Annotated in this window: 15 protein-coding genes; 9 read left to right on the top strand and 6 right to left on the bottom strand. The window is 33.5% G+C overall.

What is annotated here, in order from left to right; translation table 11 throughout:
• The first annotated feature begins 477 nt into the window (after positions 1–477).
• Together BUR19_RS07240 and BUR19_RS07235 are read left to right on the top strand one after the other, a co-directional pair.
• Complete coding sequence (locus tag BUR19_RS07240) at positions 478–1,164, top strand: hypothetical protein (RefSeq protein WP_139297281.1); 687 nt, start codon at positions 478–480, stop codon at positions 1,162–1,164.
• Positions 1,165–1,340: 176 nt separating this feature from the next.
• Positions 1,341–2,342 carry a hypothetical protein gene (locus tag BUR19_RS07235; RefSeq protein ID WP_074234312.1) on the top strand — a complete coding sequence of 334 codons (1,002 nt, stop codon included), beginning with the start codon at positions 1,341–1,343 and terminating at the stop codon, positions 2,340–2,342.
• A 411-nt stretch (positions 2,343–2,753) separates the two neighbouring features.
• Here the strand turns inward: BUR19_RS07235 and BUR19_RS07230 are convergent, their stop codons facing one another.
• Entirely contained in the window at positions 2,754–3,764 is a 1,011-nt protein-coding gene (locus BUR19_RS07230) for a S41 family peptidase (protein ID WP_074234310.1), read from the bottom strand.
• A 716-nt stretch (positions 3,765–4,480) separates the two neighbouring features.
• On the opposite strand from BUR19_RS07230, the gene BUR19_RS07220 reads away from it, so the two are divergent.
• Positions 4,481–4,924 (top strand): JAB domain-containing protein, encoded by a 444-nt coding sequence (locus BUR19_RS07220; protein ID WP_074234306.1) that lies wholly within the window; start codon positions 4,481–4,483, stop codon positions 4,922–4,924.
• Positions 4,925–5,476: 552 nt separating this feature from the next.
• Positions 5,477–6,736, top strand: coding sequence for a DUF3945 domain-containing protein (locus BUR19_RS07215; RefSeq protein WP_074234304.1), 1,260 nt, complete (start codon positions 5,477–5,479; stop codon positions 6,734–6,736).
• 307 nt (positions 6,737–7,043) lie between these two features.
• Here BUR19_RS07215 and BUR19_RS07210 read toward each other — a convergent pair whose 3' ends face one another.
• Together BUR19_RS07210 and BUR19_RS07205 are read right to left on the bottom strand one after the other, a co-directional pair.
• Positions 7,044–8,312 carry a GTP pyrophosphokinase gene (locus tag BUR19_RS07210; protein ID WP_074234303.1) on the bottom strand — a complete coding sequence of 423 codons (1,269 nt, stop codon included), beginning with the start codon at positions 8,310–8,312 and terminating at the stop codon, positions 7,044–7,046.
• 133 nt (positions 8,313–8,445) lie between these two features.
• Positions 8,446–9,816 carry a Shedu anti-phage system protein SduA domain-containing protein gene (locus BUR19_RS07205; protein WP_074234300.1) on the bottom strand — a complete coding sequence of 457 codons (1,371 nt, stop codon included), beginning with the start codon at positions 9,814–9,816 and terminating at the stop codon, positions 8,446–8,448.
• 420 nt (positions 9,817–10,236) lie between these two features.
• Between BUR19_RS07205 and BUR19_RS07200 the strand changes: the two genes are divergently transcribed.
• Together BUR19_RS07200 and BUR19_RS07195 are read left to right on the top strand one after the other, a co-directional pair.
• Positions 10,237–11,112: a sce7726 family protein gene (locus BUR19_RS07200; protein ID WP_074234298.1), complete on the top strand. Its 876-nt coding sequence runs from the start codon at positions 10,237–10,239 to the stop codon at positions 11,110–11,112.
• Between the two features lie 43 nt (positions 11,113–11,155).
• The gene (locus tag BUR19_RS07195) at positions 11,156–12,067 is read left to right on the top strand and encodes a sce7725 family protein (protein ID WP_074234296.1); all 912 of its coding nucleotides are present in this window, start codon (positions 11,156–11,158) and stop codon (positions 12,065–12,067) included.
• A 351-nt stretch (positions 12,068–12,418) separates the two neighbouring features.
• Here BUR19_RS07195 and BUR19_RS07190 read toward each other — a convergent pair whose 3' ends face one another.
• Complete coding sequence (locus BUR19_RS07190) at positions 12,419–13,333, bottom strand: ImmA/IrrE family metallo-endopeptidase (RefSeq protein WP_074234294.1); 915 nt, start codon at positions 13,331–13,333, stop codon at positions 12,419–12,421.
• Complete coding sequence (locus BUR19_RS07185; protein WP_074234292.1) at positions 13,330–13,683, bottom strand: helix-turn-helix domain-containing protein; 354 nt, start codon at positions 13,681–13,683, stop codon at positions 13,330–13,332. Before BUR19_RS07185 ends, BUR19_RS07190 begins: the two co-directional genes overlap by 4 nt.
• 241 nt (positions 13,684–13,924) lie before the next feature.
• On the opposite strand from BUR19_RS07185, the gene BUR19_RS07180 reads away from it, so the two are divergent.
• From BUR19_RS07180 to BUR19_RS07170, 3 genes are read left to right on the top strand one after another with little or no spacing between them, the layout of a single operon-like run.
• The gene (locus BUR19_RS07180; protein WP_074234290.1) at positions 13,925–14,749 is read left to right on the top strand and encodes an SMODS-associated NUDIX domain-containing protein; all 825 of its coding nucleotides are present in this window, start codon (positions 13,925–13,927) and stop codon (positions 14,747–14,749) included.
• A gap of 7 nt (positions 14,750–14,756) precedes the next feature.
• Complete coding sequence (locus BUR19_RS07175; protein ID WP_074234288.1) at positions 14,757–15,947, top strand: nucleotidyltransferase domain-containing protein; 1,191 nt, start codon at positions 14,757–14,759, stop codon at positions 15,945–15,947.
• Positions 15,916–16,362, top strand: a complete 447-nt coding sequence (locus tag BUR19_RS07170) for a hypothetical protein (protein WP_139297280.1) — start codon at positions 15,916–15,918, stop codon at positions 16,360–16,362. The genes BUR19_RS07175 and BUR19_RS07170 overlap by 32 nt, the downstream gene beginning before the upstream one ends.
• A 129-nt stretch (positions 16,363–16,491) precedes the next feature.
• Here the strand turns inward: BUR19_RS07170 and BUR19_RS07165 are convergent, their stop codons facing one another.
• A complete protein-coding gene (locus tag BUR19_RS07165; protein ID WP_074234284.1) occupies positions 16,492–17,577 on the bottom strand; it encodes an IS481 family transposase in 1,086 nt (361 codons plus the stop codon).
• Positions 17,578–17,629: the final 52 nt, after the last annotated feature.

Raw genomic sequence — 17,629 nt, 5'->3', positions numbered from 1 at the left:
TCTAGTATTGGAATATTGTGGAAGCTGACGGTACACTTCGTATATTTTCAAGTAAACGTGCCAGCCGACATCCGACAAAGATCTGCCGGGATGGTATCGGCATGGGAGGATATAGATAATAACGTTTGGTTAGAAACCGGACTTATTTGTATTTGATTACTACAGTTAACCTAATCTGTTTTTAAAGTGGTCCTCCTGTTTTATATCTTACTTTGATTTGATAGGCTCAAGTTGATGTGCCGACCATGTTACTTTGGCGCATGATTTGAGCGAAAATGAAAATCAACGGAAACTCAGTTTGACCTGATCACATGGAATCAGAATTGAAATCGATCATAGATCAGTGTCAAACAAACTTCTGGTAAGACAAGAAGAGAATATGTTGATCATGCCGCTGCCGTAATTGAAGGATATGAAGGTTTCCGATAAAGCTACATAAAAAACTGTGAAATAGAATTGAGCTAAATAAATATTTTTATGAAAACAATGATCACCTTACTTCTTTTGCCGTTGCTGATGGCCTGCCAGTCCAATAGTTTTGATCTGGACAAATTATCATTTCCGGTAGACATATCAGGCCTTGAGAAAAAATATGAGATCAGTAGAAACAATGATCTTTCTGGCATTATCATTTACAACAGTACATACCCGGCACTGCTTCATTTTTCCGGAAATTCCTTTTCGGGAACTTTGAACAAACAGGAATCTTCCATATTGTCAAACAATTATGTATCTTTTTACGAGAACAGAACGACAAATAAGGTGAATGCCTTCATGCTGGAGATAAAGACCACAAAAAAAGCAGAGGAGTTTGAGAAAATGTTAGAAAAGAAATTCGGGAAGACCGATTTCTATTACCGGGATACGGAATTTTCGTACAGGATCTGGAATAAGGGCAACAAGCGCTACCTTTTGGAAACCAACAATACAGGGAAATATAATGGTGAACAATTCAAATCCTGCAGTTTACATGTGGTTGCAGAAGGAGATAAGCTGCTTAACGATTATTTTATTGCGGGAGGGTTCCAATATTACGGTGATTACCTACGCGAGAAAGACAAGCCTGAGCATAAAGGTAAGAAATATACTTACAGGAATTTTGTGGACGAAAAGGAAAAAGAGGACGGTCGGGATTCATTTTACCTGAGAGATTATGTTAAATAAAAGCTGATAAAAGGATGTGAATTAAATCACAATATACCTGCGATCAAAAGGTAAGAAGATAAAATTGACCGGATATGGACCGGAACTTGTAAGGACCTAGAATGGCTTACAAGACCATTATTAAATTTTAGAATAGTAAGAAGTAACCATTATTTAATTCAATAAAAAGCTCTGTCATGAAAAAACTTTTTTTTATTATCCTAATCCCTCTGATATTATCTTGTCAGGACAAACAATCTAAAAATCCCCCTATCACTAATTCCAATCCGGTCAATGTCACTGAGAAAAACCTTTTGTCGTCCTATGAAAAGTATGTGAGGCATTTTCCCAAAGAGCCTATATACTATGTCTATGTGGATCATGAACAGTGTTTCTTTGATATCCTGGTCAATGACATTCCCGCCTTTCAATATTTTGAGGATGGCGGCATGATGTCTCCTGTCATTCTCAATAATTACATTGCCAGATCGGGAAAGCAAAAGATCACCTACAGGTTATATCCGCAGACAGAACGTGAAAGGGGAGAAGGATTCAAGGAACTGACGCCTTATACTCGTTTCAACCTTACGCTTTACTCCAGAGACAACGCAGATTCTGTCACCAGTTTTGATAAGCAGGTGAAGCTGGTCGAACACACCGATCTGAAGAAAGCTGACGGAAAAACATTTATAGCGGCAGGAAAGCCCTACTATGAGTACACCATTGAGTTTGATGCAACTGTGCCATACAATGATATTGCAAATTTGAGTAGTGCTCAGGACCTAAGGAAAATGGACAAGAAAGAACTTGAAAAAAAGACAGTTGAAGCTTATAACTATCTTAGGGACATTATCATCGATAAAAAGAAAGATGAATATTTTCCACTGGTCTTCAACAGTGACCTCAGATATGTCCAATCAAACTATTACAGTAAAGCTGAGCTTAAAGAGACTGCAGCTGACGACCTCTTCTATTTTAATACCCCATCGTTTAAATTGGAGCCCATAGAAAACTACGCCATGAAAATATATGGGGACGGGAAGCTGGTCTGCCTTGAACATACATCCAATGATCTTAGATTGAAAGGTCGATCTTCACTATGGGGAAAATATGATGCGAAAGAAGGTGGTGTTAGGGTGAGATTCTTACGTATTTTACTATATATGCCAAACGATAAAGATACTTTTGAGGTATGGTGATACAGAATGACTTTTAATAAACTTATCACAAAAGAAAAAATGAAGCTTGAGATCTTTGAATACATCGAGATCTTGTACAATAAAAAAAACGGCAAAGTACCCTAACTTACAAAAAGATCGAGGAATTTAATAATCAAGACAATATCTATCAAAATGCAGCTTAACTTAAATCAACACACTACATGATATGAAGTAGCTATGATTGACACCCGTCCTGAATAATTTGCAACTACATTCACCTTTTAGATTATACCTGTCCTTAATGAATTGACATAAATCTTTTTCTGATAATATGCTTGCTGTTGCCGGAAAAGTATTCATGGAATATTTTTTTTGGTTATAAATCTGTCAGAAATTGCCAGATGTCTATGCATGTGTTTTTTTTAGTAGTGAGCCTTGGAAGCATTCATTTTATCTTTTAAGTAGCTGCATTGCTTTCATGATCTTCTTGTCTTTCTTGAGATCTTCGAAGTTATCACCCTGCAACACTTCTATGTCAGGCTGAATACTGCTTTTGTAAATTTTTGAATTCCGGTCAACAACATAATCGGTCGACAGATTGATTCCCGCATCCTTATTGATCCTGAAACCCTGCACGGCGGTCGTGTAATCAGCTGTTTGTTCACCTACAATATAGGTGTTCTTTCTTCCGATCAGTGATATGGTGGTCATTTCCCCGGCGCTGGCCGTGTAACAGCTGGTGAGGATAACAATCGGAATATCTTTTTTAAGCGGGTCTTCTAGTTCTGTCTTCCTGACCAGTTCGATACCGTCGATCAGCATTTTACCGTCCTTGATTTCCCACTTTCCGGAAGATTCACCTTTCGAATTCCTGAAGCCTCCGAAAACGATATTGTCACTGCCTATGAATTCTTTCAATCCCAATAGGATAGGATACATATTCCCACCGGTGTTGACTCTCAGGTCGATGATCCAGCCTTTGATCTTGGTTGAATTGACTTTGTTGATATGAGTTGTGATATCATTGGCAATACTGTCGACCTTCTTAAAGCCAAAGTCATCATTTCCCGGTATCCTGATGTAGGCTGTTTTTTTATCGATTAGCTGGCTTACCACGGTCTTTTCAGTTTTTAATTTGCCCTTCAGATAAGCATTGGCAGAACCTGCGGGCTTGTTCCATCCATAGGTCTTTCCTTTATATTTCAGACCTCCATGATGGTCGTTGAGCAGTTCGAAGACCTCGGTGTATAAAGGAACCAGATCAGAGACAAAGTTGAGGTCTTTAGCTTTATCATACAATTTGCTTTCAATCAATTCGACATTGGACGTATCGACTGCATTTGATGTTATAAGGTTAATGGATTGATCCACAAATGATCTGATGCTGTCATTTTTGAAAGTTTGGGAAAATGAAGAGGCGTAAAAGAATATAAAAGTGATGAAGATAAAAGATTTGATCATAGTCTTGGTAATGGTTACAAAGCAATAGTCCAAATATAAGGAATTACGTTTAACTGTGCATTTGTACAACTGTAATGGTACTTACTATTTACAGGCAAGTTTAGAATCATAATACTGCTCTTTCGTAAATGGTCATCTTGATATTGTAGCTATACATCTGCTTAAGCAGCATCAACCGGATTGTTCATCTGATCAGTGATCATTGTTTCGATGTTACATTTTGCCCGTGAGGCTGTCTTATTTTCTGTAGCAAATCTATTCCGTTGTACCTGCTGAAAAAAATCTTTTTGGGTATCCGTGACCGGAGATCACGGAGCCTCCGCAAAAAGATTTCAGGCCTGCATCAATATGACTTCTTATTGTTTTTTTTTGGAATTGATTCCGGTTTTCATCGGGACTGCCTGAATGTGTTGATCTGCATAGAAAAGTCAGAAACCTCACAAGATGCAAATGCAGTTCATTGAAATTTTGATCCTTATGATTACCCTTGGTATCAGCACGTATATCTTAAATGATAACAGAACAATTATATCAGATCTTTTATCAATCGGTTGATTCTATCATACCATCTTAAAAATTTATGATACGATCTTTAGATCAGAGAATATCCTTCGGTAAAAATAAGAAAGTCAAGATTTCCTTCAAGCTGCAACATACAGATTTTTTAACAGCAGGTGCGGGAAAAATAGGTCTCCGCCGCACACGGAGCAATTCAGATGAAATTCAATATTGTCAACGAAATCAAATTAAGCTATTCGAGAAAGGGAAATTGTGAAAGGTCTATAGCTTCATCACGGGATGCGGTGGAGGTATTCAGGGCGCATTTTGATGCGGAGGAGATGGATTACAGGGAATCGTTCTTTGCGCTGTATCTAAACCAGGCGAATAAGGTATTAGGCATTAAGAAGATCTCCGAATGCGGGATTTCCTCGACACTGGTGGATGTGAGGATCGTGATGCAGGCGGCGCTGCTTTGTAATGCGACGGCGATGATTGTTGCGCATAACCATCCTTCCGGAAATCTTAAGCCTTCATCAGCGGATATACAAATGACTTCACAGATCAAAGAGGCGGGGAAGGTTCTCAATATTTCCCTGCTGGATCATGTGATCCTGACTTCGGATTGCTATTTCTCGTTTGCGGATGATGGGTTGATGTAGAGAATTCGGTTGGCTCTTACAATTTATTGCATTAGTATTTTGTCTGATGATAGGGCTTGATGATAATTGTGTAAAGCTCTGCTGCAAGAACGTTAATGACTAATTCCACTGCCTAATTGATTAAGTTATTAAAATAATTTAATAATACATTTTTGAATTTTAGAATTCTCAACGTGAAACAGGTATCAAAAGGCTAATTGCTATCAGCTTTTTACATAAAACAGTTATTACACGTATCAAGATGATCAGTAGCAGAAATCGCAGGGCATCAATAAGCTTTTAGAAAGTGATAGGTTGTTTCGCCCTATAAGCCTTAAGAAGTTAACAGATCTTTATCGGAAGGTGTTATCGACCATCGGCGGAGTGAGAACTTTTTTAGTCTTTATCTAGACGTCATGCTCAACTGTTATTCGTTAAGCAGAAGTCGGAATGCAGGGAGTTGCCGGAATCGAAAGCTCAATGCCGTATAACAGTAGTGGTTCTTTTTACAGGCATTGCCCTTTTCGGAAATATAAAAAACATAACAAGAATTAAAAATTTAAAATCAAGATCATGAACAATACAGGAAATCAAACAGTAGTTTCAGAGGTCAGTACTTTGTTGGTGCTGCGTCACAGTAGTAATACAATTGGAATGGTAAAGTCTGTAAGTGCGGACGGGGAGGTCGTGGATGTAACACCTGAAAATAAGGATGAGGCAGAGGTAATGCGAATTGATTCGTCTGAACATTCGTTTGCGGAGTTCTATTCCGATTTTTACCGTCGGCTTAAAGATCCGGAGGATTATTCGTTTTTTAAGGTGCGGGAGTTTGAAGCTTATGAAACGGCTGTAGGGCTGCAGTCCTATTTGGCGGGCTTGTCAGCCGCTGGGAAAGAAGATCTGAGTCAGTATGAGGTATTCATTGAGGCGGTAGAGTCTATCAGAAATCAGAAGTTTTTGGGAAATGATGGGATTGCCGGGGGAAATTTTTATGATCAGAGATCATCTTTTTCGAAATACAATCCAAATTATCGCTTTCAGGTTGAAGATGTGAACTGGAATTCGATTTCTGAAATGGGCTTGGATATGGAAATCTTAGGGGAGCTCGGTGCGTTGGAGCCGCTGTTGAAAGGATTTAAAACGCCGATGCTGGTAGCGGTACAGAATGGTGCTGTTGATGAAGGTAATTCTGTTGATGCACGTTTACAGTTGAGACTGGATGACAATGGAGAAGTGGTGCTTCACGTACATCGGGTTCAGAAAAGGGTTGATTTCAGAAAGAAGTTTATGGGACATCGGTTTTCGAAGGAAGATCGAAAGAATCTTTTGAATTCAGGTAATATGGGCAGGGTGGTGGACCTTGTGAACCCCGTAACGGGTGAGATGGCTCCGTCACTGGTGAGCCTCGATAAGCTGACCAATGAACTGTTTTCTTTGAGAATGGAATTTGTGAGGATTCCGAAAGTTGTTTGTGGGGTGTCATTAAGCACGGAACAGCGGGAAACTCTTCGTTCGGGAAAACCGTTGTTCGTTGAAAATATGGTGTCGAGACGTAACCTGCTCTTTAATTCGACGTTGCAGTTCAATGCGGAAAAGCAATGGTTGGAATTTTTCTTTAACCGGAAAGTGAAAGAAGGTGGTTTTGAGTGGTGTGTTCCTGCCACTTTCAGAGGTGTTACGCTTCGAAGGTGGCAGATTGATAAATTAAAAGTAGGGGAGACGGCGTATATCAGAGGGCTCACAAGTAAGAAAGGAAAAAAATACCAAGGATATATCCGCTTCGATAAGGAAACTGGGAGGATTAATTTTTCATTTAAGAAACCATGTAAATGATGGTTGATAAGAATTTATGTGAGTTGAAGTAAGATTTTAGTTTAGCTGTTTAATGGTGTTTCTGAACCTAACCTGTAAAGCAAAATGCTTTGCAGGTTTTTGGGCTTGTGGATGAGAAATTTCTGCGCAAAAATACATTTCCTTCCTGCGGTCGGAAACGCATTTTTGCGGAATTGGTGCAACCCTATTTTAAAAAACAGTTCATGATTTTCGAAGGAAATGTTTTTTGAAAAAAGGTTGCGAACCTATATGAATTTTAAGATATGTAATGTCAAATTTGATTATCAAATAAAGTAGTTGAATAATATTAATAGTTAAGTTCTTTTTGAAGTCTTTCTGCAACCTTTTTAGTTTTTATTTTATTAATACATTTTATAACTATTTCTTTTAGTAATTTATAATATTTCTCTAAATCTCGGTCTGAAAAAGATTCAACCCCGTGTAGCATTTGATTTCTTATCCTTCTTAATAATAAAATATTATTTTTATCATCTTTGCTTAGTTCTGCAACTTCAAAAATTTGTTCAATATTCGTAAAAAAATTGACCTGCTGATTTTCTTTGTCTATTGAATTTTCTTCCATTAATTGTTTGATAACTTTTTCGAAGATTATCCAAGTTTTTACGAATAATTCAAAAGATGAAACCTTATTCTCATCTAAGGAAAATTGTTGCAAATATCTTTGTAAACTTTTACCACTAGTATTTATAGAAATTATGTTTTGTAAAACCTGGTCAGAAAAACTTTCGTTACTATTTGTAGTTATTCTTTTTATTGCTTGTGATAATTGAGAAGTACTAATTTTATTATTATTAGCTTTTAAATAATTATTTAAAAATTCTGTATTTCCTAAATCGATATTTTTGAAATTGTTTTGATAACTATAATTAATATAATTAGTTAAATCATATTTATCTGTTATTTCGTTTTGCTTTTTTGTCCTTTCTGTAATAGCTTTTTGTAATCTCTCCAACGCGATTTCGCCCGTTAAAACTAGTCCATTTATTTCATCTAAAATAGCTAGTTCGTCGTCTGTTAATGTTCCAGAAAATGGTTTATAGACTAAATCGTGCTCAACTTCGGACCAGGCATGCATTAAAACGCTTGCAACCTGGATTTCTAATATTATATTGGTAAATCTTTTATCAATTTCATCAGAACTTTTTAACTTGACTCGATAATGAGTTGCCCAATAGCCGGAAAATCTTTTATTAAATTTTGGCTCATACACATCTTCAGGAAACTTTTTCACTGCTACAATTTCAAATAGGTCTTCAATTAAATTTCCGACAATCTCTCTGTCACTAGGAAAATACAGCGCAATCCTTAAACCTGCTAAATCAACAATGTCTTTTTCGATTGCAGATTTATTCTTATATTTTTCTCTTTCGTTTCGTTTTAGCAATTTTTCCCTAAGCCTATCAACCTTTTTTGCACGGCTGGAGACGATTGCTTTAATACCTCGCTTTATTATATCGGACTCAAGTATTTCATGAGCAATTTTCGCAATTTCTTTGTAGAAATCATATTCTTTTTCATATTGCTTAATAAAGCTTTCGATTACGTTGACTCTCATATTGTTATTGTTGCTAAAATAGAGTGGGATTGTTAGGGTTATAATAGAAGTTTATAAGCTACTAATGTCTAAATTTGAATAAATATAGCAAAGGTCCAAACAGGCTCAACGTATTGGTAAAGAAGGAATTTTGTCATTCTCTATTTTCATCAGTATTAAATTGTAATCGAGTTCTTGCATTTTCTAGAAGCTCTGAATAAGTCATAATAGAAATATTCTTTAACGAATTTTTTAATTCCTTATATGCTTGTCTAGAATCTTCATTATAATGAACTTCAGTTATCTTTCTTTTTTGTACTGCTGTTAATTCAGCATATGGTTTACATAATTTTTGCCAAGAACCAATTATAATCAAGCCTTTAGGTCTGATGCTTTCAACATACAAAACATCGCCAACTTTTTCGTTAATAAATGTTCTAATCTTTTTGTTATCTATCAAGTATTCATCATCATTGTCTTTGTAAACAGCAGTTATGTACCTTTCTAATTGAGCTATAGCAATAGCAAGATCCTTTGCTGGAAAAAATTTTCCTCTTCCATCACCAAATTCAAACAGATACTGGTCAGGGCGTTTAAGTTCAACCAATTCGATGTCTCCAAGATGATTAATCAATATTAAGTCAAATTGAGACCTTGAGACACCATCATGTATTACGTATTTATTGGTGTTAAGTAATGCTGGTACTCCAAAAAGAGAGTACTGACCATAATCTGTAAGAATCTTTTCCATCAAATGTTCTGGTCCGTTAACAGAATTTTTTGTATAGCCAAACTTTTCAAATCCATAGTTTTTTGCTTTAATTCTATTTAGTCTGTTTTCCTCTAAAATTTCTTCGATTGTCTCAACGAGCCATTGTGTTTGCTTTGTAACCTGCTTTTCGATTACAACAGTTGAAGATGCACCTGCTTCCAAATGTGCTGTTAAATTAATTAGGTCTGCCTGTGTAAATTCACCACTAGCTATAATTTCCTGCATCAACAAATTATAATTTCTGTCAACTTCTATATTTTCAGTATTAATATTAAATTCCGTACTTAAAAAAGGAACCATTCTATTAAAAACTCTAACATTTTTCTCTTGCCTTTCTTCTGAATCGACTCCTAAAATTTGATCGTACATTTCTTTAGTGATAGATATTGTTCCACCAATAGATGAGTTTTCATCTGCTCCTATGATAACTCTTTCTATCTCAAAGTCTAATAAGTTCTTAAATATATCATAGACTTTCTTCGATCCTTTGGGTGGGTTTATAGGATTGGAATTTACATATTTTAAAGTGTAATGATTCAGTAAAATTGTAACTGCATAGCTATCTTCTTTAACAGGTTCAGTAAGATTAGGAAAAAATCTCTTGTTCCCGTAAATAAGACCATCTTCTGAATTGTTAAGAAATATTTCGTCGTTAATTTGAAATGTATTTCCAACCTTTGAAACTTGATTGTAAGTGTCAATAACTTTTAACTTGGTTTGAAGTTTTTCAGCAACTGTCTTTTTAAATGCCATATAAATAAGAATTAGATGATAGTTTCCTTTTTCATATTTGAATAAAATGAAAGGTAAATTTAGAATTTGTTAAGATCAAATTATTTATAAAATATAACATTTCATGAATTTCCTGTCTATTCAACATTGATGCTTCTTTAGCTGCTATAAGTTTTAGATTATCACAACCTGCTTTAACGTCCATTTTAATCTGCATTGATTATTTTTGATTTTAGATATTTCATAGTTAAAATTTAAAGTAAATTTAATAGACAATGTACTTAAACTAATTATGGTAATCCGTAAAAAAGCAAAAATAATCATAAAAAGGATAGTAAAAATCAGTATTTTTCCGGAATTTAAGGCTAAATCAATCGACTATACTATAAAAGGCTTATAGTAGTTTTAAATTATTTATTATATTTGAGAATTGTTAAATAAATGAAGATAAAATCAAAACTTTGTAACTCTGAATATTTATTGATTTCAAAGCTTTTCTCTTCTGCTACTTTTAATTATCTAGCAACACAAGAAGAGGATAAAATCGAAGCTATCTATCGTACATTTAAAAGTTTTTGCGATGAGTCTATGGATTTTACCCTCGAAAAAGCTTATTCGGAATTTTATAAACTTTTATCGAAGAAATATAGGAATGAATATGTCTTTAAAAATATAATTTTTAGAGATATAATACTAAAAAAACATAACCTTAAAAACTGCGTAACAATTCCAGAATTTATTGTGGGTAAATCTAAAGCGGATTTAGCTGTATTTAATGGTGCTTCAACTGTATATGAAATCAAATCAGAAATTGATACTACGGAAAGATTAGCTTCGCAACTTTTAGATTATTCTTCCTACTTCGAATTTATTAATGTTGTTATTTCTGAGAGGCATTTGAAGAAAATAAGACATATTGCCGGTGAAAATATTGGGATTTTAGTTTTAGATGAAACGAATAAGATAAATATTTTTAAAGAAAGTGTTTCGAATCTACAAAACATTTCCCATAAGTCATTATTTTATTCTCTAAGAAAAAATGAATATTTGGACATTATTGCTGAAGTCTATGGTTGTATTCCTATAATGCCTAATACAATGATTTTCGAATATTGTTTTGATCTGTTTAAACAGATTGAACTTGAAAAAGCACAGTCCCTCGCACTGGCCGCATTAAAAAAGAGAATACTTAAACAAGACCATATCAATCTTATAAAGCGCCTGCCTGTCAGTCTCAAAAGTATAACAATACAACAAACATACAATAAGAATAAATGTAACAATATTTTAAATAACATCCAGAAGGTTTTCATTTAGTTATTTTTTTTATATTAGAGTCTTAATATAAAAAACTTAAACCATGTATTTTCCTATCTTAACTGCAAAGCAAAATGAGCTTCTTGCTTTAAATGAATTACCTGAAGAAATTTTCTGTATTACAGTTCCTATACTTATACTGCCGAAAAGTAAAAACCTTAAGTCGCAATTGTTAAAAATAATCGATAAAAATATTTATTTTATTCTAGTAATTAATTCGCCTAATAGTAGCCATCCAAACCAGCATGAAATTCAGAAAGAGTTTATTGATGAATTTCTGAATGATTATGAAAATTTTTCTTTGGCTTACATTGTAAATAAAGAGACCTCTCCATATGATATCACTGACTTTTTCGACTCAAACCCAAATAAAAAAAAATCTTTACTGCATTATAGTGAATTCCCAGATCATAAATTTTTACTGAAAAATTCACAGTCTAAATTTGATATTTATTTGCGAGATAAGGTTTCTGATGATTATGTAAATAATACAGCGCGCGGCGAAATAGTATATATAAAAGATGGGTTCAAAAGGAAAAACACGAACAGAGAATATCCAGAAAAATCTGGATTTTCATCATTTATTTTTACCTATGAATCTGAGGGTATTTATGGTTTTGGCGATTATAATGTTATTGGGAAAGATGTTAAAGACGGAGGGGGATCACCTTATGCAATTGTGCTTCACCTAACAACTATAGATAAAGAAAACATTACTGTTTATCACTTTTTATCTGATGACAATGACGATCAAAAAAATCAAGCTAATAAATTTAGACAGGCGGTAAAAAAATTAGTCGAGCATCTTGACTCTAACCCTATGTTTGAGGGAGAAGGCATTAAAGATTTCAGAAGAAATCACACCGACCAACATTTTCCAAACTTAGGAGTTTGTAAGAGAATGTCTATAAAAAATCACATCGAGCAGATTACGAATGCAATTTCTATAATTTAGTGTTAATTTTTTACTTTATTAGTGGGGTAACAATAATACAAGTAGCTGTTTTGCTAATTCTTTCCTTGTTGCACTTAGAAGTTTTTGCTTAACATCTTATTTAGTTTCATAGCTTTATAACTTGCAGTTAGTTTATACTGCCTTTACACATATGTTTGTTATACTCACGAAGCACGGTGCCCTCTTCGAATAAGGTTTCGTAATCATCAAGTCCATTTCTACACTTTTAGAATAAGAAATAATTTTCCTTTCTATATTTATTTTCTTTACCTAGAAAATTAAAAATATTGATTCCTTATCGTGGAGATCTATTTTCTTTCAATCGAACCTGAAAGTTAGGAAATCAATAAATTAACTGAGTATGATCTTAGTTTTTGAAATTTTCTTTTCTCCTTTTGGAAAAAAAAACACAAAACTGTTATATGTACTATTGAAATAGTGATATCCGGCTTTAATCTCTTCTCCGTGTTCTGTTAATAAAGAAATGCTACCCTTTTCGTGAAAATTTCTTTTAAATTTAAAATCCTGAACAAATTTCCATTTAAAGCCAAACTCATTTGGTAGTTTCAGATTGCCAATTTCATTAAGAAATGCTGGAGAATAAAATAAATTTCTTGTTGTTAATATATTTGTAAAACCATTAGCATTTACAGGATGATTTAATACCAGTAAACAGCATCTATATTTCGACTGGAGGACATAATTTCTAAATGCTGAATGAACGGATGAACCATATTTTTTGCGAAGAGCCATTACTGCATCTAAACCAAGACCATAATTATCGCAATCTTCAACAAAGCGATCGTGTTGAAATAAAGTTACAGATGCAAAATAATTTGCTTCTGCTTCAAATTGCTCTTCATATTCCTCACTAAGAGTTTCATTGTTATCCAGTGCAAGAATTATTTCATCTTGCCAAGATAGAACACCATGTCCGATTTCGTGGAGTTTAACAAAATTTTTCTTCCCTACATTCTTATCGAGGTTAGTATCAATATATATAATCTTTTCTTCTCGATAAAAAAAGCCTTGAACTTTTGATAAGGCGTGAAGTAAAGCTTTTTTAGATGGATCAAATATCTTTTCTTTGAAAGTGTCAAAGAAAGAATAATCTATATTTTCTAAGTCAATTTTATTGTCGAGAGCAAAATTTGAGTAGTTAAGAATTTTATCAACAGGCGTTGGAAAAACATCAAGAGACTTACTCTCTTTTAAAATATTGTACGAAATCTTTTCAATTTCCTTACGAGTGTAATCGTCTATCATAGGCCATTTTTTCGAGATTTGACAAATTCTAAGTATCTTAAAACATCATTTCTCTCTTCCTCTGATAAACCCTCTGCACGAAATGCAATATTTTGAGCAAAGCTGAGATTTGCTTCTTCTTTTTGAACTTCCTTTTTATCAATCATATTAGCATTTGACAATAATGTCTTCAAAGCAACTTTATAGATTGATGATAGTTTTGACAAAATATTTACCGAGGGGTTTTTAATTTTGTCATTCTCTAATTGACTAAGATAAGCATTTGAAATACCGGTTACTTCTTCTACTTGTCTTAAAGTCAATCCAATATTTTTTCTGGAATCTTTCAGAGTAGAACCTAATGTACTCATTTATCTATTTTTATGCAAATGTAGTGAATATATTGCTTGATAAACTTAGAATTCTTCTAAATAAAATCTAAATATATAAAAATATTTTGCTTGATATATTTAGATTTTATTTATCTTTGTAAAATAAAATCAACAATATTGTGATGAAAAATAAATTTAGATGTAAGCCAGATCGAATCACAGATGTTGAAATCTGTATGGGAAATTTTAAAAGAATAACTGAAGAAAAATAAAAAATAGAATGAGTACAAGAAGTAACATAATATTATATACAATTATTTTAATAGCTAGTTCAGTTTTTTTGTTATTTAGATATGTAATTCTTGATAATCCTAATGATTTTATCAAAGACTTAGCTTCTACATTTGCTTTGGGAGGTGTTACATTTAGTATAGGGGGATTTTGGCAGTTATTCAGTACATATGGTTGGCAAGCAATAAAGTGTAAAATGCTTTATCCTAACAGTAAAGTATATGTTTCTTTAAGTTATTTATTACAAATACGACTTGATGGCGATGAAAAATATCTCTTGGTGAAAGGAAGCAAGGTTAATCAGTATCAACCTGTGGGAGGTGTTTATAGGGTATTTACTGATAAAAATATAAAAATAGATTGGGAAGCTGAAATAAAAGCTGACAGAAATAATCCGAAAGATTTAAGATTTTTTACAAAGGCGAAATATATTCCTGAGATTATCAAATGGTTTAAATCAGGACGAAATCGAGAATTTGGTGTTTGGAGAGAATTTCAGGAAGAACTTATCGAAACAAATATATTAAGCAATGAAAAATTCAAACATATTGATGTCGATTATTTGAGAACTGAGGAAAAAATGATGAATAGAGAGAATAGATTTAATGATGAAAAGTACCACACGATTTTATATGATATTTTCAAAGTTAACCTTTCATCCGAACAGGAACAAGAAATAAGAAAACTATATAATGAAAATAAATATACTGATCAATACGCTTTTGTGACTGCTGATGAAATTAGAAAAATGTGTTTCAATGACTCACACACGAAAATAGGAGAACATACAATACGAACATTAGATTTTAAATAAGAAAGTGATGAAGAATTTTTATGATGATTTTCAATTGCAACGAGAAGATATTCTTGCAAGAATTGCTCAGAAATTAGAATTAGATACAACAAGAAGAGAAAAGATGGAACAGTCTTACAAAGCTGTAAGTGACTGGCTTGATAAAGACGAAGGATTTTTTAAAGGAAAAAATATTGATATATATGCTCATGGTTCGGTCCGAATATACACAACAGTTAGACCCTTGAATAATGATGATTTTGATCTAGATATAGTTTTACATCTTAATCATCTCTATTCAAGTTATTCTCCTCAACAAATTTATAAAGAATTAATACGGAGACTTAAAGAGAATGATAATTATTCTCGAATGCTTGAACAGAAAAATAGATGTGCAAGGTTAAATTATGCTGGAAATTTTCACATGGACATCTTACCGGGATGTATTATTACAGTTATTAATCCAAACAAACTCCACGTTCCTGACAAAAAGCTCTCTAATTGGACTCCTACAAATCCCAAAGACTATTCAGAATGGTTTTTGGAAAGAGCAAATTCTGTTATAGCTCCTGTATTGGAAGGATATTTTAGAAAAGCATTTTCAGAAGGTATAATGTTGAAGGCAGAAACAGAAGATTTACCAAATGAAAGCTTTTATACAAAAAAGCCTTTGCAAAGAGCAGTACAGTTAATAAAACGACAACGAGATATTTATTTTGAAAATATGCCCGAGTATAGAACGTCAAGTATAATTTTGACAACTTTAGCAGCTCAATTATATTCTGGAGAAGATACCATTTACGGAACAATAGATAATATTATAAATAAAATCATTCTACAATTAAATGGGCAAAAAAGAATAAAAGTTTTAAATCCAATTATGTTGGAAGAAGATTTTTCTGAAAAATGGGATACAGAACCTATATTATACGAGTATTTCAAAAAATTCATTGCAGATTTTTATATACATTGGCAGACCTTAAAACAAGACTTATCAAAAAGTGCTGATACTTATGATTTATTATTTGGAGCAAAAGAATCCATTTATAAAGATGTGCTTATAAAACAAACTCGGCTTTTCAGTAAAATTTCTGATGATAAACTCATCAAAACAAGTGGTATTATTTTAGGTGGGAATGCTTTAACTGATAGATATGGAAATATTAACACTGAGAAAGGTATTCAAAATGAACGTCATAGAGACTTTGGAGATATTTAGATTAAAATCTGTATTAAAAACACCTTATACATTTTTGTGTATTGAAAAAGTTTTAGCAGAAAATTATTTTGAATGGATAAATCTGAAAATAGTCAAACACAAGGAAAGCTACCATCTTGTAGGTAAAGGTCACTTGCAGCCTATTGGATGCAAACAATCTTATGAAATACAAGCTATATTTTCTCCATTCTTTGGTGGAAACAGATTTGAAAGTATTAAAATCTTAAATCCGAAAATAGAGTTTCATCCTAAAATTCATATGTATCGTAATACATCTCTGTGTTTGTATCATCCTAAAGACCATTTTGGTCATATTCCACTTTTTAAATCCCTGCAATGGACTTCTGAGTGGTTGGTTAAGTATGAATTTTTCAAACGATTTGGAATTTGGATAGGAGATGAGGTGAAACATTAACAATATTTCACCTTAACTATCAGGAAATAAATAAAGAAAAACCTAACTAGATAGTTAGGTTTTTTTTCTGTTATGATGTGTAATAGCCACGACTTTATCTGACAGTTAGGGTTTAAAAATAATTGTCAGTTATCCAATATTGTCCTTACTTCCAAAAGTAAGGATTTTTTGCTCCTCTGCAAGAGTTTCCAGTAATTTCTCTTTTGCCATAGGTTTACTATCCAAAAACGTCTGCATCGGTGTTTTACCGTAACAATGTTTTCCTGTATGCGTTCTTTCATTGTTGTAATATGACAGCCAGCTGTTCAGGTCTAATTGCAGTTCCTCAATGCTTCTGTAAATTTTCTTTCTGAAAGCTATTGCATAAAATTCTTCCTGAATCGTTCTGTGAAAGCGTTCACAGATGCCATTGGTCTGAGGACTTTTAGCCTTGGTCTTCGTGTGATCGATATCTTCAATGGCCAAATAGAGCTGGTATTCATGCTGCTCTCTTATTCCACAGTACTCAGTTCCTCGGTCTGTCAAAATTCTGAGTAAACGAAGTTCCTGCTGCTCAAAGAAAGGAACCACCTGATCATTAAGCATATCAGCAGCAATAAGGGCGTTTTTACGGTCATACAGCTTTGCAAATACTACTTTAGAATACGTGTCAATAAAAGTTTGCTGATAAATATGTCCAACTCCTTTTATATTGCCTACATAATAAGTGTCCTGAGCTCCTAAATATCCAGGATGATGAGTTTCAATTTCTCCATGAGCTTTTTTCTCCTCCTTAGCCTTCTCTAATGCTGAAAGCTGAGATTCGGTAAGAACTATACCATCTTGAGCCGATTTTGCTTCCAGAGCTTTTAATCTTAGTTTAAATGTATGTAGATCGTGTCTTAACCAGATACTTCTAACTCCGCCTGGAGACACGATCAAGCCTTTCTTTTTAAGCTCATTACTTACTCTAAGCTGTCCTAAAGCAGGGTTCTCAATGGCTATCTCAACAACAGCCTTTTCTATGGCTTCATCTACACGATTCTTTAATACCGGCTTTCTTCTGGAGATTTCCTGTAACGCCAATTCGCCTCCTTGCTCATAGAGTTCTTTGAATCGATAGAAACTGTCTCGGGAATACCCCATCACCTTGCAGGCTTTAGATACATTTCCTAAATGTTGTGCTAATTCAAGTACGCCTAACTTGTTTTTGATGATCTTTTGTTGTGTTGTCATAATACTTAATCTGTTTTAAAGTTATTCAATTTGATTGTAACTGTCAGATTAA

The sequence above is a fragment of the Epilithonimonas zeae genome, assembly GCF_900141765.1.
Lineage (GTDB): Bacteria > Bacteroidota > Bacteroidia > Flavobacteriales > Weeksellaceae > Epilithonimonas > Epilithonimonas zeae.
This window is presented reverse-complemented; position numbering and strand designations above follow the sequence as displayed.

Coding starts and splice junctions, on each gene's coding strand:
- BUR19_RS07235 (WP_074234312.1), top strand. CDS start 1,341: ATGAAAAAACTTTTTTTTATTATCCTAATCCCTCTGATATTATCTTGT.
- BUR19_RS07205 (WP_074234300.1), bottom strand. CDS start 9,816: ATGGCATTTAAAAAGACAGTTGCTGAAAAACTTCAAACCAAGTTAAAA.
- BUR19_RS07175 (WP_074234288.1), top strand. CDS start 14,757: ATGAAGAATTTTTATGATGATTTTCAATTGCAACGAGAAGATATTCTT.
- BUR19_RS07240 (WP_139297281.1), top strand. CDS start 478: ATGAAAACAATGATCACCTTACTTCTTTTGCCGTTGCTGATGGCCTGC.
- BUR19_RS07220 (WP_074234306.1), top strand. CDS start 4,481: ATGAAATTCAATATTGTCAACGAAATCAAATTAAGCTATTCGAGAAAG.
- BUR19_RS07165 (WP_074234284.1), bottom strand. CDS start 17,577: ATGACAACACAACAAAAGATCATCAAAAACAAGTTAGGCGTACTTGAA.
- BUR19_RS07195 (WP_074234296.1), top strand. CDS start 11,156: ATGTATTTTCCTATCTTAACTGCAAAGCAAAATGAGCTTCTTGCTTTA.
- BUR19_RS07230 (WP_074234310.1), bottom strand. CDS start 3,764: ATGATCAAATCTTTTATCTTCATCACTTTTATATTCTTTTACGCCTCT.
- BUR19_RS07215 (WP_074234304.1), top strand. CDS start 5,477: ATGAACAATACAGGAAATCAAACAGTAGTTTCAGAGGTCAGTACTTTG.
- BUR19_RS07170 (WP_139297280.1), top strand. CDS start 15,916: ATGAACGTCATAGAGACTTTGGAGATATTTAGATTAAAATCTGTATTA.
- BUR19_RS07190 (WP_074234294.1), bottom strand. CDS start 13,333: ATGATAGACGATTACACTCGTAAGGAAATTGAAAAGATTTCGTACAAT.
- BUR19_RS07210 (WP_074234303.1), bottom strand. CDS start 8,312: ATGAGAGTCAACGTAATCGAAAGCTTTATTAAGCAATATGAAAAAGAA.
- BUR19_RS07200 (WP_074234298.1), top strand. CDS start 10,237: ATGAAGATAAAATCAAAACTTTGTAACTCTGAATATTTATTGATTTCA.
- BUR19_RS07180 (WP_074234290.1), top strand. CDS start 13,925: ATGAGTACAAGAAGTAACATAATATTATATACAATTATTTTAATAGCT.
- BUR19_RS07185 (WP_074234292.1), bottom strand. CDS start 13,683: ATGAGTACATTAGGTTCTACTCTGAAAGATTCCAGAAAAAATATTGGA.